Here is a 16,905-nt window from a genome sequence, read left to right on the forward strand (position 1 = left end):
ATTAGTTAAAAGCGGTATTCCCAACTGGTTCTAAGTGCTGTGTTTGTTTCTGACTCATCACCAATTTCATCTTTTGAAACAAGCCCTGTCACTTTCCACAGGCCGTTAAACACAGATTGCTGATAACCGAGTTCTAACTGCAGCTGACTCATATCTGACGCGAGCTCAGCGTGTTTGGTTTCGCTTTCAATCCAACGAAGCTTAGCATGGCCACCATAACCGTTTAGAGTGTGGTAATAGGCGCCAAGGATAGCCGATTTACTTTGTAGTGGTGTTGAGCTGCCAATTAAGCGCGAGCGTTGTGTATAGCTACCAGAGCCATATACGCAATCGCTAATTTGCTCACAAGTTTGTTCTGTATTTGAGTATTCAAAATAGCTTTTTAATAGGCTCTCTTTCGAGCCAAAATAGCTTTCAACACCCAGTGTATAAAATGGCTCGCTCGGTGCTAAGCCACTTTCATTTCGACCCATTACCTCAGCATAAAAAGCAATAGGTTGAGCCGCTAAAGTGGTTGAGTACTTAACATCTAAACTAGTTAAACGATGTGTTGATTCATTGCTTTCGAGTGTAACAGGGTCAATTTCTAGGTTAGTTAAATAATCAGAGCCTGCACTGTTAATTGCTATTTCAAGGCCTGTTAATGGGGTGCTTGCAAATCGGAGCGCCCAAAAGTCACCGTCATCTGAGTTATTTAGATATGGCTTTTGTTTGGCGTAAATACCCGTTAACTGCCAGTTACCGATAAATGATAACCAAGTTGGACCGACATATTGTGTATTTGCTCTGGTAAAGCGCACGCCTTTCATGGGCGCCGCATTATTTGATAGTAGTAGGGCGTTATCGTTACTTGGCCCCCACCAATGGCTTACTTGCTCCGCACTAAGTGACCAATTACCCAGGAGTACGGCTAAATAGCTATCTTGGTAAGTAACATGCTGCTTATCAAGGGCGTCATCGGCGTAATTTACACTGACTTTAGCGCTAACACGCTTCCCTGTGATTGAACCATAACTATTTACACCGTTTTCTTGCTGGTGGCGTTTACCAAAACCTTGCTGAGCGAGAGGTTCGCTGTTGTAGTTTAGGCGAATACCTGAGCTGCTTTTTTGTTTAGCATTATCAAGGGCATGCTTAACATGCTGGTAGGCAAATAAGCTTCGTTCATCTAGTTGGCTGGTATTGGCAACGTCTAGGTCGCGTGCGATACCTTGCCACATTAATGGGTAGCTATTAATAGGCTGTTTAATAATGCCTTGGTTAAATAGCATTTCGATTGAAGCGCGAAGTAAAGGGTCGTCACTTTCTATCCATGGCCCAGCAACACTTGGTGCAGAGATCATTAGTAATGCAGTTAAGCTAATGAACTTTTTTAATTTCATCCGTGAATTTTATCCTGTAAGGCTTTAGCTACAATAGGGTCAACAAACTCGCTCACATCGCCATTGTGGCGTGCGACTTCTTTGACGAGTGTCGATGAAATAAATGAATTTTTTTCTGCCGGTGTTAAAAATACACTTTCTAGATCTGGGTTTAGGCGACGATTCATATTCGCTAACTGAAATTCATAGTCAAAGTCAGACACCGCACGAATTCCACGAATAAGCACTTCGGCATTGTGGTCGCGAGCTAAATCAGCCAATAAGCCAGAAAAACCAATCACACTCACATTATCAAGGTGCGCCAAAATCTTATTAGCAAGTTCAACGCGCTCATCAAGGGTAAAGCAAGGTTGTTTACTTGGATTATGCGCAATGGCAACAATCACTTTATCGAACATTTTTGCCGCGCGATGAATTAAGTCTGTATGGCCATTTGTAAGTGGGTCGAAAGTGCCCGGATAGATTGCAGTAACGTTCATAACATTCAGCGATTTATAAATTTGCCTGCTATATTAACAGTGTTTTCTCGACTATGCAGCTTCGAAAATACGCGTATCGGATTAGGAACCTTCACCTATATAAGGTACTAAACCGATTGAGGTTAATATTTTTCAAGGTAGTATTTAATTGCCGCGCATTTGTTTATACTGCTCGGCTGGGGAACGTAATAATCATAAAAAACAGAGTAATTAGGCTATGAGCACAAAGGACAAGATCATACACACCAGCATCGAGTTATTTAATCGCCACGGTGAGCGTGCCATAACAACCAATCATATCGCTTCGCATATGGGGATAAGTCCAGGTAACTTGTATTATCACTTTAAAAATAAAGAAGATATTATTCGTCACATATTTGCTTTGTATAGCGACCACTTACACACACACTTTAAGCCTTTGACGCCTGATGATGATGCGCTAGAGAATCTAGCCGGTTATCTAGATTCACTGTTTGAATTAATGTGGCGTTTTCAGTTTTTCTACGACAACTTAGGCGATATTTTATCTCGTGATGAAGAGCTGAAAAAAGGCTATATTGCGTTTCAAGCTGAGCTTTTAGAGCAAGTCAAAGATGTGCTGTTTGCATTACGTGAAGGTGGTGTTATTTGCATTGAAGACGAAGATGTTACAGAACTTGCGCATATGCTTAAAATGACCGTGAGCTTTTGGACGCCTTACATCAAAGCTCGTCGCTTAAGTGGTGAACTTGCCAGAGCTGATATTTATAACGGTATTTTAAAAGTATTACTGCTATTAAAAGCTCATTGCACCGAGCAACACCTAGAGCAAGTTAACCAATTAAGAGCTAAGTATTTAGCCCTTGCTGAAACAGAGCAAAGCGAACAATAATCCCGCAAAGCAGTTTATTTCCTAGACGCTATAATTTTTGTTATAATCGCGCGCCCTTGAGGTTGCTATACCTCAGGGCGTGTGAAATCCACAGTCTAAGAGTGAACTATGCTTAAATTTATCGTCAAATTACACCCTGAAATCGCGATCAAGAGTAAATCTGTTCGTAAGCGTTTTACCAAGTTATTAGAAAATAACATTAAGATCGTTTTGCGTCGTGTTGACGAAAAAGTTCAGGTAAGAAACAACTGGGACAATATCTCTGTTGTTAGCTTGCTAGAATCTGAGCAAGTTCGCTTAGATATTATCGATGGCTTAAAACGCATTCCAGGTATCGTACAGTTTATTGAAGTAACAGAAACAGACTTCGACTCAATCGACGATATTTACCAAAAAGCACTTGAACTAATCGGCCACACTATTGCGGGCAAAACCTTCTGTGTGCGTTGTAAACGTTCTGGTAAGCATGATTTCACATCGAGCGATGTAGAGCGTTACGTAGGTGGTGGTTTAAACCAGCATGTTGAAGGTGCGCGCGTTAAATTATCTCACCCTGAAGTGACTGTTCGCTTAGAAGTACGTGATGATAAAGCATACATTGTTACTCAAACTCACTTAGGTATGGCGGGCTTCCCGCTGCCAACACAAGAAGATGTATTATCGCTTATGTCGGGTGGCTTCGACTCTGGTGTTGCCAGCTATCAAATGATCCGTAAAGGTGCGCGTACTCACTTCTTGTTCTTTAACTTAGGTGGTGCTGCGCACGAAATCGGTGTTAAGCAGGCGAGTTATTATATCTGGAAACAGTTTAGCTCTACTCATAAAGTGAAGTTTGTTACTGTTGATTTTGAACCTGTTGTTGCTGAGATTTTAGAAAACGTTGAAAACAGCCAAATGGGTGTTGTGCTTAAGCGTATGATGATGCGTGCCGGTAGCCAAGTTGCAGAAAAACTAGGTGTACAAGCACTGGTAACAGGCGAAAGTATTGGTCAGGTATCAAGCCAAACATTGGCTAATTTGAGTGTGATTGACCGTGTGACGGAAACTTTAATCATTCGCCCGTTAATCCAACACGACAAGCAAGATATTATCAATATTGCGCGTCAAATCGGCACAGCTGAGATGGCAGAAAGCATGCCTGAATACTGTGGCGTGATTTCTAAAAAGCCAACAGTTAAAGCTAAAATCAAAACTATTCTTGCCGAAGAAGCTAAGTTTGACTTCGACGTGCTAAATACAGTTGTTGAAAATGCGCGTGTGATGGATATTCGCGATATCGACACCGAAGCAAAAGAAGAAGTGAAAGAAGCTGAGTCTGTATCTGATTTACCTGAAGGGTCGGTTGTTGTTGATATTCGCTCACCTGAAGAAGAAGATGCAAACCCATTAGAGCTTGAAGGTATTGAAGTTGTACATTTACCTTTCTTCCGCTTAGCAACTAAATTTGGTGACTTACCAAAAGATAAAGAATATTACTTATATTGTGCTAAAGGTGTGATGAGCCAGCTACAAGCGCTGATCTTGCACGAAGAAGGCTACAACAACGTCAAAGTGTATCGTCCGTAAGGGATGCTAATAAAAGCGCGACATGTTCGCGCTTTTTTAATGTCTGAAATAGTTACGAGAAACGAGAAGCAAGTAACTTTACTCTTTCTCCTTTCCCCTTGAAACTTTCCTAGCTCATTAACTTTTTATTTTTATCATGCTCAGCATGGCCTGATTATAGGGAGTTTTTACCCCTAACTTAGCGCCTTGCTCGCACACATAACCACAAATTGCATCAATTTCAGATTCTCGATTATGGCTGATGTCTTGCTGCATAGAAGAAAAGTTTTCAGCGGTGGCTGTCATCACAGAATAGGCTTGATCCAGCGCCTCGCTGAGTTTTACTTTGACCCCTTGTTTATTGGCGACCAGGCATGCTTCACTAAGTAAATTGATTATGCGCGTGCTAAATTGCGGTGCACGTAGCTGGCCATTTTTTACGTTATGAATCGCTGTTAACGGGTTAATTGCAATATTCACTAACAGTTTTTGCCATCGCAATGAGTGAATATCATCGCTCACAGAAAAGTGTGGTAAGTAACTAAACTGCTGCTTAAGCTCACCGAGGTTTTTGCTTGCAGCTGCATTACATGCACCTAACACACTTTCGCCATTACCTGTATGGCTTACACTATAAGGCGTTGTTTTAAAACCAGCTAAACGCGTTGTTAAAAACGCTAACCCTTGCGTGTTTAAAAGCTGGGCATTGAGCTCATCGACATTCCCCATGCCATTGTGAGAAAGAATGATTTGGCATGTTTTACTGAGATAAGGTTCTACTTGTCCAAAGGCAGTTTGCACCTGAAATGCTTTTACTGTTATTAACACCAAGTCAAAGGGGGCGGATTGGCTTAGCTCTTTGTGGTGAATAAGGCGAGCCTTAATTGGGTGTGATTTACCATTACTCGCTTGATAAAAACGCGTGGTCAGGGTCGGCTTACGGGTCAGTAATGTAATGTCATGTTGTGCTGATAAAAAATGACTAAACAATAGGCCAATTGCACCGTCGCCAACAATTAAAATGTTAGCCATTACGTTGCTTGCTACCTAAATGAAAACCAAGTTTAATAATAAAGTAACTTACAGCACCAATAAAATCAGCTACAAAATCCCCAACCGAAGCTTGACGGTAAGGCAGCATATCTTGCATAAACTCTATGGCTGCACCATATCCAGCTAACAGTAAAATTTGCACCATTAGTGGCAATTTAAAGGCTTTGTCCATCACCATGGCCAGTACAAAGAAAATACCAAAATGCGCCACTTTATCAACGTGTGGAAAGAGGTTGCTCACCCCTTTAATTTCTTTGGCAAATAAAATAGTAAAGCCAATAATGCTGGCTAAAAAGATAACTTGGTAAACACGCCTTGTCACAATAAACCCTAAAAAATGCCGAAATTGAATGGCCAGTATATCAAACAATTTTTGCATCGCACCTGAACAAGTCGGATAAAAATAGAAAGAATCGACAAATAAGCGTTATAATTGCCAACCATAAATGAATTTAAAAAAGACTATGTTAGGAGAACCCCATGCCTTCATTTGATATTGTTTCTGAAGTAGAAATGAACGAAGCGCAGAATGCAGTAGATAATGCAAAGCGTGAACTAGAGACGCGTTTTGATTTTCGTGGTGTTGATGCATCAATCGAACTAAGTGACAAAGTAATCAAGTTAAAAGCAGAAGCACCACAACAAGTTATGCAACTTTTTGACATTCTTGCTGCGAAAATTTCAAAGCGTGGCTTAGATGTATCTAGCCTTGAGCTTAAAGATGAGTCGCGTAGCGGTAAATACGTAATGCGTGACGTTGCTCTTAAGCAAGGTATCGAAAAAGACGTAGCGAAGAAAATCGTTAAGTTAATCAAAGACTCAAAGATCAAAGTACAAGCTGCTATTCAAGGTGAAGAATTACGTGTAACTGGTAAAAAGCGTGATGATTTACAAGAAGCAATGCAAGTTGTTCGTACTGCTGATTTAGGTCAACCATTCCAGTTCAAAAACTTCCGCGATTAATACTCTATGTTTTTAGCTTTAAGCTGTAAGTTTTAAGCTATAAGCCTACAAGTTTCTGAACTTTACAAGGAGCGTATTTTGAGACAAATATTAGGTTACAGAGAAAAAGATATCTTCTAGCTATTTTCAGCTAGAGGATATTTATGTCAGTAAAAAACAAAGCAATAGATCGTAATAAACACGGTAAAATAAACAGAAAATACACAGGCCCGCACAGTACTTATTTTTACCAACAAACACCAAGTTGGTGGGTAAAAATGACGATGACCAAGCCAAGAAGACGTTTAAATAAAGCTCTTTGTAAGCTTGTGCTGAATGGTGCTGACCCAGAAGGAATTGTTTTTCCGTTAGGAAACTCGAAACCTCATGAGTATTTCTGGTAATCATTGTTTTATAAAAGCCAATCAGCCATGCTGATTGGCTTTTTTACTTTCGGCTTACACCTTAGCACTTAACTTGCAGCTTGAAGCTTTAGACTTAAAACTTTGGTTTAGAAGTATAGCCGTCCATTGACTTTCTTCCCCAAAATCATCACAATAACGGCCTATTTTCGAGGTGCTTGCTGTATCTTCTGATACGTTTTATTTCAAAGGGTGAAATAGTCGCAAGATAATCGGGAAGTCGGTGCGTTTTCAGGGAGAAAACAATGCCAACACTGCCCCCGCAACGGTAATGTATATGCCATGCATTTACAGAGTCCGGAGACCGGCCTTGAAGTAACTTACTATTCGCGTGTGCGGTGGGCACAGGCTAGGGGATATCATGCTAAATAAATCTGCGTTAGGCGTAGCGGTTGCTGCTGCGTTGTCTTTTTCTGTATCTGCTGACGAGCAATCGATCGAGCACATCACAGTTACTGCCAATAAATTCGAACAATCAATTAATGATGTATTAGCCAGCGTTACTGTCATTGACCGTGCTGATATTGAAGCAAGCTATGTTCGTGACTTACCAAGCTTACTGGCCACTCAAGCAGGCTTTCAAATTAATGCTAATGGTGGTTTTGGGCAAAGCTCAGGTGTGTCATTACGTGGTGCAAGTTCTCGTCATACGCTAATTTTAATTGATGGTGTACGCACCGGCTCTGCAACACTTGGCTATAAAAGTATTAGCAATATTCCTTTAAACAGTATTGAGCGTGTTGAAGTAATTAAAGGCTCACGTGCTGCTGTATATGGTTCTGATGCGCTAGCTGGTGTAATTAATATCATTACGCGTAAAGCACAAAATACGACCTTAGATGTTACTTTTGGCTCAGACTCTTACCAAGAGTACCAAGTAGCGACAGGTGGTCAGTTTGCGGGTGTTGATGTGGCCGTTAATGCCGGTTACGAAAAAACAGATGGATTTGATGTTCTGCAAGGCTTAGCGCCAGATGAAGACGGCTACGAGAACAAAAACCTTGGCTTTAACCTAGGTTATCAAAATGAGCAGTTAGGTGAGTTTTTAGCGCAAGCACAATACTCAGAAGGCGAAGCAAAATACGATAGCGCTTATAGCCCTGCAGACAGCACTGTAGAAAAAGGCGAGTTTGAAAACTACCAAGCTTCACTAGGTTGGAAAAAAGCTTTCGAAAAACACAGCCATGCCATTGATATTGCAATATCAAGTGATAGTTCAGATGACTCACGTATTGATTACACAGGCGCAACGGTGGTCGATAAGTTTGAAACTGAGCGTGAGCAAATTGATTACAATGGCCAATACTTTTTCAATCAAGCGCTGACTCTTAGTGGCGGTTTGAATTGGTATAAAGATGAAGTGAACACTAACTCAGGTACTTACTTAAAAGACAGCCGTGAAGTATTCGCTGCGTTTGTTGGCGCTTATTATGACGACGAACAAGTACTGGCAAACCTAACAGTTCGCCAAGATGATGATCAACAGTTTGGTGATGAAACAACTTACACCGCAGCTGTTGGCTATCACTTAAATGACATCGCTACATTCCGCGTAAGTCAAAGTACGGGTTTTAAATCTCCAACATTTAATGACCTATATTACCCAGGCTCAGGTAACCCAGAGTTAAATCCTGAAACATCAGATAACCAAGAGCTTGGTTTATCACTCAATGTGAATGATATCAGCCTTGATATTGCGATTTTCCGCAGCGAAATCGACAACAAAATCGCTTGGGCACCAAATGCATCAGGGCAGTGGATCCCAACCAATATAAACGAAGCTCGCCACGAAGGTGTTGAGTTTAGCTTGAAAAACCAAGTGTTTGGCTTTGATCACAGCTTTAACTTTACCTACCTATCAGCGGAAGATACAGAGACAGGTCAGTCACTAACCTATGTGTCAAATCACAGTGTTAATTGGTCATTAAACAAAGCATGGGGTGATTTTGATGCCGGTATCGATATGCAATACCGTGGTGACCGTGATGGCAAGTTAACGCACTTACCTTCGTATACGTTATGGAATTTAGTAGGTCACTACCAAGCAACTGACAACTTAACTGTGTCACTACGTGTAGAAAACCTATTCGATAAAGAGTACAACGCCGTTGATGCCTATGGTACAGACCTAGATGGTGATTACATCAACGACGAATTTTATTACTACAACACGGCCGAGCGTCGCCTGTTTGTAGGTGCCCGCTATCAGTTCTAATAACCACTAAGGTCAGCTGAGCTGTTTGCTTAAAGCGAGTAATTGACATTAATTTGCCCGTTGATGTCATTAGTCTTAAGTTAAAACAAGCTCAGCGTTATTATTAGTTCTGCGTCTAAAAGCTCGCTACCTACTTAGCGGGCTTTTTTCATTTTAGTTTATCTGCGTAATACTGTTCGAACTTTGCAAGCTTAGGGGCAATTAGAATACTGCAATAACCTTGGTTTGGGTTTTCATCGTAATAGTCTTGATGGTACTGCTCTGCAGGGTAAAAGTTTGTAAGCGGGCTAAGCTCGGTGACTATCGGCTCACGAATTTGCTTTTGTAAGGCATCAATCATGGCTTGAGATTCTGCTTTTTGCTTTTCATCATGATAGTAAATAACACTTCGATACTGGGTGCCGACATCATTACCTTGGCGGTTTAACTGTGTGGCATCGTGTAAAGTGAAGAACATTTCAAGTAGGGTGTTATAGCTTACAATACTGCTGTCAAAATCGAGCTGAACAACTTCAGCGTGACCCGTTAAGCCAGTACAAATTTGCTGATAACTTGGGTTTTCAATCTCACCGCCGGCATAGCCAGAGCTGACATTAAGCACGCCTTTTACGCGTCTAAATGCGGCATCAATACACCAAAAGCAGCCGCCGCCAAAAGTGGCGATTTGTATGTTGTTATCCATATTTCACTCCCTTACCGTTTTGCTGACTATAGCCGAAAAAACAAAACGCCGTAAAGACGGCGTTTTGTTAAAGCTCAAGCTTGTTTAAATTTCTTCTAACGGCTTGTCTTTTGCTTGTTGTTCTAACTTGCTCTGCAAGTACTCAGGCGACTGGGTATTTCGGGCAAGTGCGCTGTATGCTGCAGGTACTACGAACAAGGTTAGTAAGGTTGCAACAATAACACCTGTAAATACCACCACACCAATTACCATGCGACTTTCTGCACCTGGGCCACTTGCAAGAACTAGCGGTACCGAGCTCATCACTGTGGTTAGTGAGGTCATAATAATTGGGCGTAAACGTTGTGTCGCAGCTTGGCTAATCGCTTCGTTAAACTCCACGCCTTTATCGCGCAGCTGGTTTGCAAACTCAACAATCAATATACCGTTTTTCGCACTTAAACCTATCAGCATTACGATACCAATTTGGCTGTAAATATTTAGAGTAAGTCCGGTGTACCACAAGCCAAATAACGCACCCACTAAACCAAGTGGCACAGTAAGCATGATCACAAATGGGTGAATAAAGCTTTCAAACTGGGCTGCAAGTACTAAGAAGGTAACAGTCAGCGCCAGAATGAATACATAGGTCATCGCCGATGCACCTTCATAGAACAGCTGAGATTCACCCTTGTAGTCAATTGCACCGTCGATGTCGTTTTCTTCTGCTGCCACTTGATTTAAGAAGTTAAGCGCTTCTTCTAGGGTATAACCATCTGCTAAGTTCGCACTTAACGTAATTGCGCGCATACGGTTATAACGGTTTAAACGCGATGCGGTGGCTTCTTCTTTTAAGCTAATTAAGCTATCTAGCGGCACTAATTCACCACTGCGTGACTTTAAATAGATATTTGAGATATCAGTTGGGTTAGCAAAGTCTTCTTTGGTGCCTTTTAAAATCACATCGTATTCTTCACCTCGGTCGATAAAGGTCGTTACGCGGCGTTGCCCTAACATGGTTTCTAGCGTGCGGCCTACATCAGATACAGAAACCCCTAAATCAGCGGCTTTGTTTTTATCAATGTTGATTAAAAACTGCGGGAATGTTTCTTTGTAATCGTGGTCAATTCTTACCAAGCCTGGGTTTTTCTCAGCACGCTCAATAATACGGTCTCGCCAATCGGCTAGTTGGTCGTAATCGTTACCTTGCAGTACAAATTCAATCGGGCGAGATGAACCACCGCCACCAATACCACGTCGCATAATGGCAAACGCACGCACATCAGTCACTTCAGTCATTTTACCGCTGATTTCATCCATTACTTCCCATGTAGAGCGCTTACGCTTATCCCAGTCGGCCATACCAATGATAGCAACACCACCTTGGCCGCCCCAGCCAGGTACACGAACAAGCACTCGGCTCAATTCACCAGACTCAGAGTAAGGCATTAAACGTTCTTCAATTTTAGCCATGTTTGCAGCGTTATTTTCATAACTTGCGCCCTCTGGGCCACTCATCATGATAAAGAAAGTACCGCGGTCTTCTTTTGGAGTAAGCTCTGAAGGCACTTTTTGAAACAGCATAAAGCTGGCAACACCGGCCAAAATCATAGTCAGTAGTAAGCTCCACTTACGGCCCATATTTGAAGCCAGAGAGTTACGATAGGCGTTTTCGATTTTGGCGAAGGTTCTATCCATCCACTGGCTAAATTTACTCTCTTTTTCTGAAGCTTTTAACACTTTAGAACAAAGCGCCGGAGAAAGGGTTAATGCAGTAATACTCGAGAAGAACACCGCGGCACTTACTGCCATCGCAAATTCTGTGAATAGGGCACCAATACGGCCATCCATAAACACTAGCGGTACGAATACCGCAATCAATACGAGGGTAGTGGCAATAATCGCAAAGCCAACTTCACGGGCACCACGGAACGCAGCAAGCAGTGGCGGCTCACCCAACTCTATACGACGATGAATATTCTCAAGCATTACAATCGCATCATCTACTACTAAACCGATAGCAAGCACGAGTGCCAGAAGAGTTAACAAGTTGATTGAGTAACCCATAGCCAGCAAGAACATAAAACTACCTACTAACGCCACTGGTACGGTTACAGCTGGCACTAGGGTTGCGCGGATATTGCCTAAAAATAGGTAAATAACTAAGACAACTAGCGCCATTGAAATCCCAAGGGTTCTATACACTTCATCAATAGACTCTTTGATGAAAATTGATGAGTCATAGCTGTCTTGAATGGTGGTGCCTTCTGGCAGGTTTCGCTTAATTTTTTCAAGCTCTGCGCGGGCATTATCAACTACGGTTAGGGTATTGGCTTTAGCTTGCTTGACGATACCCAAACCAATCATATTACGGCCATTGCCACGGAATAAGCTTTCGTCGTCAGCAGCTTCTAAGTGAACATCAGCCACTTCACCTAAACGTACTAAATAGCCATCATCGCCACGTTTGATTACTAGGTTTCGAAAGTCTCGCTGATCTTTATAACTACGCGCGGTACGCACTGTAAAATCACGGTCGATAGATTCGATTTCACCGGCAGGTAATTCAACGTTTTCAGTGCGTAAGGTGTTTTCAATATCGCTACTGGTAATACCGCGTGCTGCCATCGCTTTACGGTTTAACCAGATTTTCATTGCGTATTTACGCTCGCCACCAACGCGTACATTAGAGACACCATCAACAACCGCTAATCGGTCAACAATAAAGCGCTGTGCGTAATCAGATAACTGCAATGAATCCATAGTGGTACTGTTTAGTACAAACCAGGCAATTGGGCTTTCATCACTATTTGACTTAGAGACCTCTGGTGGGCGAACTTGCTCTGGTAAGCTATCAAGGGCACGGGCTACACGTTCGCGTACATCGTTTGATGCGGCATCGATATCGCGGCTGATATTAAACTCAATGGTGATATTTGAGCGACCATTTCGGCTTGATGAGTTAATACTTTTAATGCCTTCGATACCCGAAATGCGGTTTTCGAGTACTTGGGTGATTTTCGTTTCAATAATCTCTGCGCTGGCACCTGTGTAATCAGTGCTAACGCTGACAATCGGTGTTTCAATATCTGGGTATTCGCGCAGTGGCAGCATAGAAAATGCCACTAAACCAAAGGTAAGTAACAACAGGTTTATTACGATCGCAAAGACCGGGCGTTTAACACTAGTATCAGTAATTTTCATGTTTAGCCCTTGATACTTACTTTGCTGCCAGTACGGATTTTAATGATGCCTTCAGTCACGACTTGCTGACCATTTTCAAGGCCTTTATCAATAGCTACCCAGCCATTGTGACGACCCGCCACATGTACTTCGACTTTGTTAGCAACGCCATCTTCAATTTGGAACACGTAGTGTTTGTCTTGCTGAGGAATGACGGCTTTCTCTGGTACCATAAGCGCTTGGTTTGAGCTTAACTCTAATGCGGTATTTAACAGCATACCTGGGCGTAATAGGCCTTTTTCATTGATAAAGCTTGCTGTCACTTCAACGCTACGAGTGACTGAATCGATACGCGAGCTAATATGCGTCACTTTACCGTTAAAGGTTTTATCTGGGTAAGCATCGTTTTGGGTCATCACTTTCATTCCTAGCTGTAACTGCGCTAGGTATTTTTCTGGTACTTTAAAGTCGACTTTAATGATGCTGATATCATCAAGGGTGGTGATGTTTGTAGTATTGCTAACATAAGTACCAATTGAAATTTCGCGCTTACCAAGTAAGCCAGAAAAGGGTGCTTTAATCGTCATTTCTGCCAGCTTTGTTTTAGCGCTTTCAAGTTGTGCTTCGGTTGCGTCTACGCGTGATAGCTGCTCTTCTAGTAACGATTTAGCCGTAGCCTGTGAGCGAGATAGCTCAGTAAGGCGTTCAAGTTGACGGCGTTCTTCTCGTAAATTAATGCTTAGCTCTTTCACTGCTAACTCTTCTTCTTGAGCTTGCAATTGAACCAGTTTTTGACCTTTACTAACTAAGTCGCCATCATTGAAAAAGATATCGGTAACATAATCGTTTTGTGCACTGCGAATATAAATCGCTTGGTTAGCACGAGCACTACCAATTGCTTCTATTAGCACCGCATTTTCTTCGGCTGTAACAGTGTGTGCTGTCACCTGCGTTGCTCTGTCGCCAAAGTTGCTTTGCTCACCTTGGCTTGAAGGTAAATACAAATAAATACATAACCCTAGCAAAAGGGTAATAATAAAAGGAAAAAGTGCTTTACCAGATTGTGTAGAATACATCATCGTGTTACCAGAAAATTAGTTGAGTGTAGTGTACAAAATTAGTACGTGCCCCGTATGTCAGGTATCTCATAAATTTGTGCATTTGGCGTAAAAGTTAAAAGTTCGGCTAATTTGTTCCTTTATTGTGACTAAAAGAGAGGTTTTAGTATGGGTAAAGAGCCAAAATGTAATTATTGTTTAACGCTTAGAAAGATAGTTTTGGTCACAATTGTGATGTTTATTTTTTACTTTTCTGTTTATGGATAAGAAACCTCCTGCACTTAGAGTGCGCGCACAAGCATCCCGCCATGGCAGTGAGTTTTTAATTGTTGGTGGTATTGGGTTAGTCATTATTATGCTAGTTAACCTATTGAGGCCCGGTGAAATTAGCATTGTTGAGATTTTTTTAGCCACAACCTGCATAGCGGCAATTTTTATTGGCTTTTTAAAAACTCAAGAACCATACTTTAGCCTAACATTTACTCAGAATTTACTTATTTATCATCACAAAGTTGGGAATTGGCAGCTAAATCATGCTAATTTTCATCATAGTGGTATACCAAAAGTGGAACAGGGCTTAGAATACCTTGAGTTAAATGCAGTTGGTATTAAACTCAATAACATAGATGAATTTTTAACACAGATTCACCCAAGAATTGCCGGACGATTACTAATAGAGCAGCGTCATCTATTTATGCAAGTTATTCAAAAACATTGCAAAAATGGTGATTGCCCATCAAAATGGTTAATAGAAGAGACGGACTACACTGCCCCAAGTGGTCAGCTTTACAAAGGATTGATTGCCATGTTTGCCAATCGTACGCAGCATTTAAGGCAGTTGACAGGATACGACTTATTATTGCCTGCCAATGTACTTGATGTTGATATTTGGCAATTTAGTGCTGATTTGAATCGTTGGAAACTGAATCCTAGTGAGTTTATAGAGACTCGCTTACTGAAAAAGTAAGCTATAGGTGGCAGTAAGTAGTAGGAAAAGGCTATGAGTCAAGAACGTTCTTTTATTAAAAGCGGTCGAAACACAATTATACATAAAGATAAAAAACTCGACTTAGTGATTGTGAATGGTGAGAACCACCCACGCATTAAAGTTACTCAAAATGGTTTAGAGCCGTTTAAAGAAGACCTGCCAAAAAACCGTCGTGAAGCCAAAGAGCGCTACTTAGAGATGGTGTATGTATCAAGCCCAGATGTATTTGCTGAAGAAAAACGTTTGTTGTTTATCCAAGCCTTAGATGGCAGGGAGTACAAAGTTGATTACAGTAAAATAGGCACTAAGCTCTTCGTACGTATCCACCAAGAAAGTTATTTATAAACCCGAGTTTGGCACTTTAATTGCTTGTTATTAGCTTATTTGGCAGTCGGCCATGACCGACTTCGCATTTTAAGGTGGTAAACATGAGATTAGTGCCTCTTACCCTAGTTGCATTAACTACATTAACAGCCTGTGGCGGCGGTGGCGGTTCGAGTGATTCGAATCCAGTGGCAGCAACAGTTAATGCAGGCTCAGATCAGCGAATTATTGAAAAAAGTGAATTTACTGTCTCTGCCCAAGGCTCACCAGCTGATGGCACCTTTACTTGGGAACGAGTCAGTGGCCCCGCACTAGAAGGGTTCCCTGCAGAGGGCGCTGAACAAACCATTACCGCTCCAGACATTAAACTCGACTCTGAACTTGTTTTAAAAGTGAATTATCAAACCGATGGGCAACTTGTTTCCGATCAGGTCAGTATTTTTATTACATCAAATAACCAACTGCCAGTTGCAGTGATCACGCAAACAGCTCCTGAAGAGTTACCATCACAATATAATGATGTGATCACATTAAGTGGCGAAGAGTCTGTTGATATTGATGAAAATGGCTCAGTTGACAGTTACTTGTGGACGCAACTTGATGGCCCTGATTTAACGGCTGACAGCTACAACAATCAAACCATTAGCTTTACTCACCCACTACTTGAATCAAATACCGCGATGACATGGCGTTTAACTGTAACGGATGATGAAGGTGGCTCAGCAAGCACTGAGGCGTCGTTTACCTTAAACAAAACCGTTGAAGTTATTATTGCGGATGCAGGTGAAGATCAACAGATTATTGAATTTGATACTGTAACCCTTGATGCCAGCAATAGTGAAATTGTGACGGCAACAAAGTCATGTTTTTGGGAGCAATTAACAGGCGAAACTGTGACCTTGGCAAACCAGAACCAGTGTATCACGACGTTTGTAGCCCCTGATGTTGATACCGATTCAGAGCTGAGCTTTGAAGTTACCGTGACCGACAGTAAATCGCGAAGCGACACAGATACTGTGATTATCGATATTAGTCCAAAACCACTTGGTTTAATTAACGATACAGGCATGAGTGATTGCTATAACAACTCACAAAAAATTAATTGTGACAGCGAAGACTTCCCAAGCCAAGACGCCGATGTAGGTCGTGATAGTGTCGCAAACCAACTAGATAAAGTAGGTCAGGGCGACTTAGCGTTTGATTTTACTAAAATGAACGAATATGCCGACGAACTCCCAGATGATGCGACCAGCTTTAGTTGTGTTCGCGATAACGTCACGGGGCTTATTTGGGAAGTAAAAGAAGCCAGTTCAACATTACCACCGTCGACAGCCGATCGTGCAGCAACAAACCATTATACCTGGTATTTAAATGGTTCAAGTGGTGTGCAAACGGGTAGTGTGCAAGGGGCTGCGAGCTCTACTTGCCCAAGCACCAGTGACTGTGGCCTGCAAACTTACATTAATGATGTGAACAGCAACGATTTTTGCGGTGGTACAAATTGGCGTGTGCCAACTTACACCGAGTTATTAGGGTTATTAGATTATGCCAAGCAAGGTGAGTCTACGTTACTTAATAGTGATTTCTTCCCAAATCAACCAAGTGATATTCAGCTAAGCAGTGATAGCAGCTCATTTATGCCTTATTGGACTTCGCAAACAGCGGCAGATGGTACGAGTTTATCGCAAGCTTATATTATCGATATGAGTAGTGCTAATGACTTAGCATATCCAAAAAGTAATACCGCCTTTGTGCGCTTAGTTAGAACGCCGGGAGAGTAAT

Annotated in this window: 15 protein-coding genes and 1 riboswitch; of the genes, 8 read left to right on the plus strand and 7 right to left on the minus strand. The window is 41.8% G+C overall.

Features of this window, described 5'->3' with window-relative positions; translation table 11 throughout:
• Positions 1-5: 5 nt before the first annotated feature.
• Positions 6-1,382 carry a capsule assembly Wzi family protein gene (locus EXT43_RS02075; RefSeq protein ID WP_130166237.1) on the minus strand — a complete coding sequence of 459 codons (1,377 nt, stop codon included), beginning with the start codon at positions 1,380-1,382 and terminating at the stop codon, positions 6-8.
• On the minus strand, positions 1,379-1,861 hold the full coding sequence (coaD, locus tag EXT43_RS02080; RefSeq protein WP_130166238.1) for a pantetheine-phosphate adenylyltransferase: 483 nt from the start codon (positions 1,859-1,861) through the stop codon (positions 1,379-1,381). The genes EXT43_RS02075 and coaD overlap by 4 nt, the downstream gene beginning before the upstream one ends.
• Before the next feature lie 217 nt (positions 1,862-2,078).
• Between coaD and EXT43_RS02085 the strand changes: the two genes are divergently transcribed.
• Both EXT43_RS02085 and thiI read left to right on the plus strand, forming a co-directional pair.
• A complete protein-coding gene (locus EXT43_RS02085; protein ID WP_054560933.1) occupies positions 2,079-2,732 on the plus strand; it encodes a TetR/AcrR family transcriptional regulator in 654 nt (217 codons plus the stop codon).
• A gap of 108 nt (positions 2,733-2,840) precedes the next feature.
• Positions 2,841-4,298 carry a tRNA uracil 4-sulfurtransferase ThiI gene (thiI, locus tag EXT43_RS02090; RefSeq protein WP_130166239.1) on the plus strand — a complete coding sequence of 486 codons (1,458 nt, stop codon included), beginning with the start codon at positions 2,841-2,843 and terminating at the stop codon, positions 4,296-4,298.
• Positions 4,299-4,415: 117 nt separating this feature from the next.
• Here the strand turns inward: thiI and EXT43_RS02095 are convergent, their stop codons facing one another.
• Together EXT43_RS02095 and EXT43_RS02100 are read right to left on the minus strand one after the other, a co-directional pair.
• Positions 4,416-5,309, minus strand: a complete 894-nt coding sequence (locus EXT43_RS02095; RefSeq protein ID WP_130166240.1) for a 2-dehydropantoate 2-reductase — start codon at positions 5,307-5,309, stop codon at positions 4,416-4,418.
• The gene (locus tag EXT43_RS02100; protein WP_055021578.1) at positions 5,302-5,652 is read right to left on the minus strand and encodes a VanZ family protein; all 351 of its coding nucleotides are present in this window, start codon (positions 5,650-5,652) and stop codon (positions 5,302-5,304) included. The genes EXT43_RS02095 and EXT43_RS02100 overlap by 8 nt, the downstream gene beginning before the upstream one ends.
• Before the next feature lie 158 nt (positions 5,653-5,810).
• On the opposite strand from EXT43_RS02100, the gene EXT43_RS02105 reads away from it, so the two are divergent.
• From EXT43_RS02105 to EXT43_RS02115, 3 genes are all read left to right on the plus strand, one after another.
• Positions 5,811-6,293, plus strand: coding sequence for a YajQ family cyclic di-GMP-binding protein (locus EXT43_RS02105; RefSeq protein ID WP_054551104.1), 483 nt, complete (start codon positions 5,811-5,813; stop codon positions 6,291-6,293).
• A 143-nt stretch (positions 6,294-6,436) separates the two neighbouring features.
• Positions 6,437-6,676, plus strand: a complete 240-nt coding sequence (locus EXT43_RS02110; RefSeq protein WP_054551105.1) for a hypothetical protein — start codon at positions 6,437-6,439, stop codon at positions 6,674-6,676.
• 191 nt (positions 6,677-6,867) lie between these two features.
• A riboswitch (cobalamin riboswitch) is annotated at positions 6,868-7,022 on the plus strand.
• Between the two features lie 33 nt (positions 7,023-7,055).
• On the plus strand, positions 7,056-8,909 hold the full coding sequence (locus EXT43_RS02115; protein WP_063528610.1) for a TonB-dependent receptor: 1,854 nt from the start codon (positions 7,056-7,058) through the stop codon (positions 8,907-8,909).
• Between the two features lie 148 nt (positions 8,910-9,057).
• On the opposite strand, the gene msrA is transcribed toward EXT43_RS02115, so the two are convergent.
• The 3 genes from msrA to EXT43_RS02130 all read right to left on the minus strand — a co-directional run bounded on the left by msrA (position 9,058) and on the right by EXT43_RS02130 (position 13,829).
• Positions 9,058-9,591, minus strand: coding sequence for a peptide-methionine (S)-S-oxide reductase MsrA (gene msrA, locus EXT43_RS02120; RefSeq protein ID WP_063528609.1), 534 nt, complete (start codon positions 9,589-9,591; stop codon positions 9,058-9,060).
• Between the two features lie 84 nt (positions 9,592-9,675).
• Positions 9,676-12,774, minus strand: coding sequence for an efflux RND transporter permease subunit (locus EXT43_RS02125; RefSeq protein ID WP_105181282.1), 3,099 nt, complete (start codon positions 12,772-12,774; stop codon positions 9,676-9,678).
• Between the two features lie 2 nt (positions 12,775-12,776).
• Positions 12,777-13,829: an efflux RND transporter periplasmic adaptor subunit gene (locus EXT43_RS02130; RefSeq protein WP_130166251.1), complete on the minus strand. Its 1,053-nt coding sequence runs from the start codon at positions 13,827-13,829 to the stop codon at positions 12,777-12,779.
• Between the two features lie 241 nt (positions 13,830-14,070).
• On the opposite strand from EXT43_RS02130, the gene EXT43_RS02135 reads away from it, so the two are divergent.
• The 3 genes from EXT43_RS02135 (at position 14,071) to EXT43_RS02145 (ending at position 16,904) form a co-directional block, all read left to right on the plus strand.
• Positions 14,071-14,778, plus strand: a complete 708-nt coding sequence (locus tag EXT43_RS02135) for a DUF2982 domain-containing protein (protein WP_130166241.1) — start codon at positions 14,071-14,073, stop codon at positions 14,776-14,778.
• Between the two features lie 33 nt (positions 14,779-14,811).
• Positions 14,812-15,144, plus strand: a complete 333-nt coding sequence (locus EXT43_RS02140; protein ID WP_062566407.1) for a hypothetical protein — start codon at positions 14,812-14,814, stop codon at positions 15,142-15,144.
• An 83-nt stretch (positions 15,145-15,227) separates the two neighbouring features.
• Complete coding sequence (locus EXT43_RS02145; RefSeq protein ID WP_130166242.1) at positions 15,228-16,904, plus strand: DUF1566 domain-containing protein; 1,677 nt, start codon at positions 15,228-15,230, stop codon at positions 16,902-16,904.
• Position 16,905: the final 1 nt, after the last annotated feature.

Source organism: Pseudoalteromonas sp. CO109Y (assembly GCF_004208935.1).
Lineage (GTDB): Bacteria > Pseudomonadota > Gammaproteobacteria > Enterobacterales > Alteromonadaceae > Pseudoalteromonas > Pseudoalteromonas shioyasakiensis.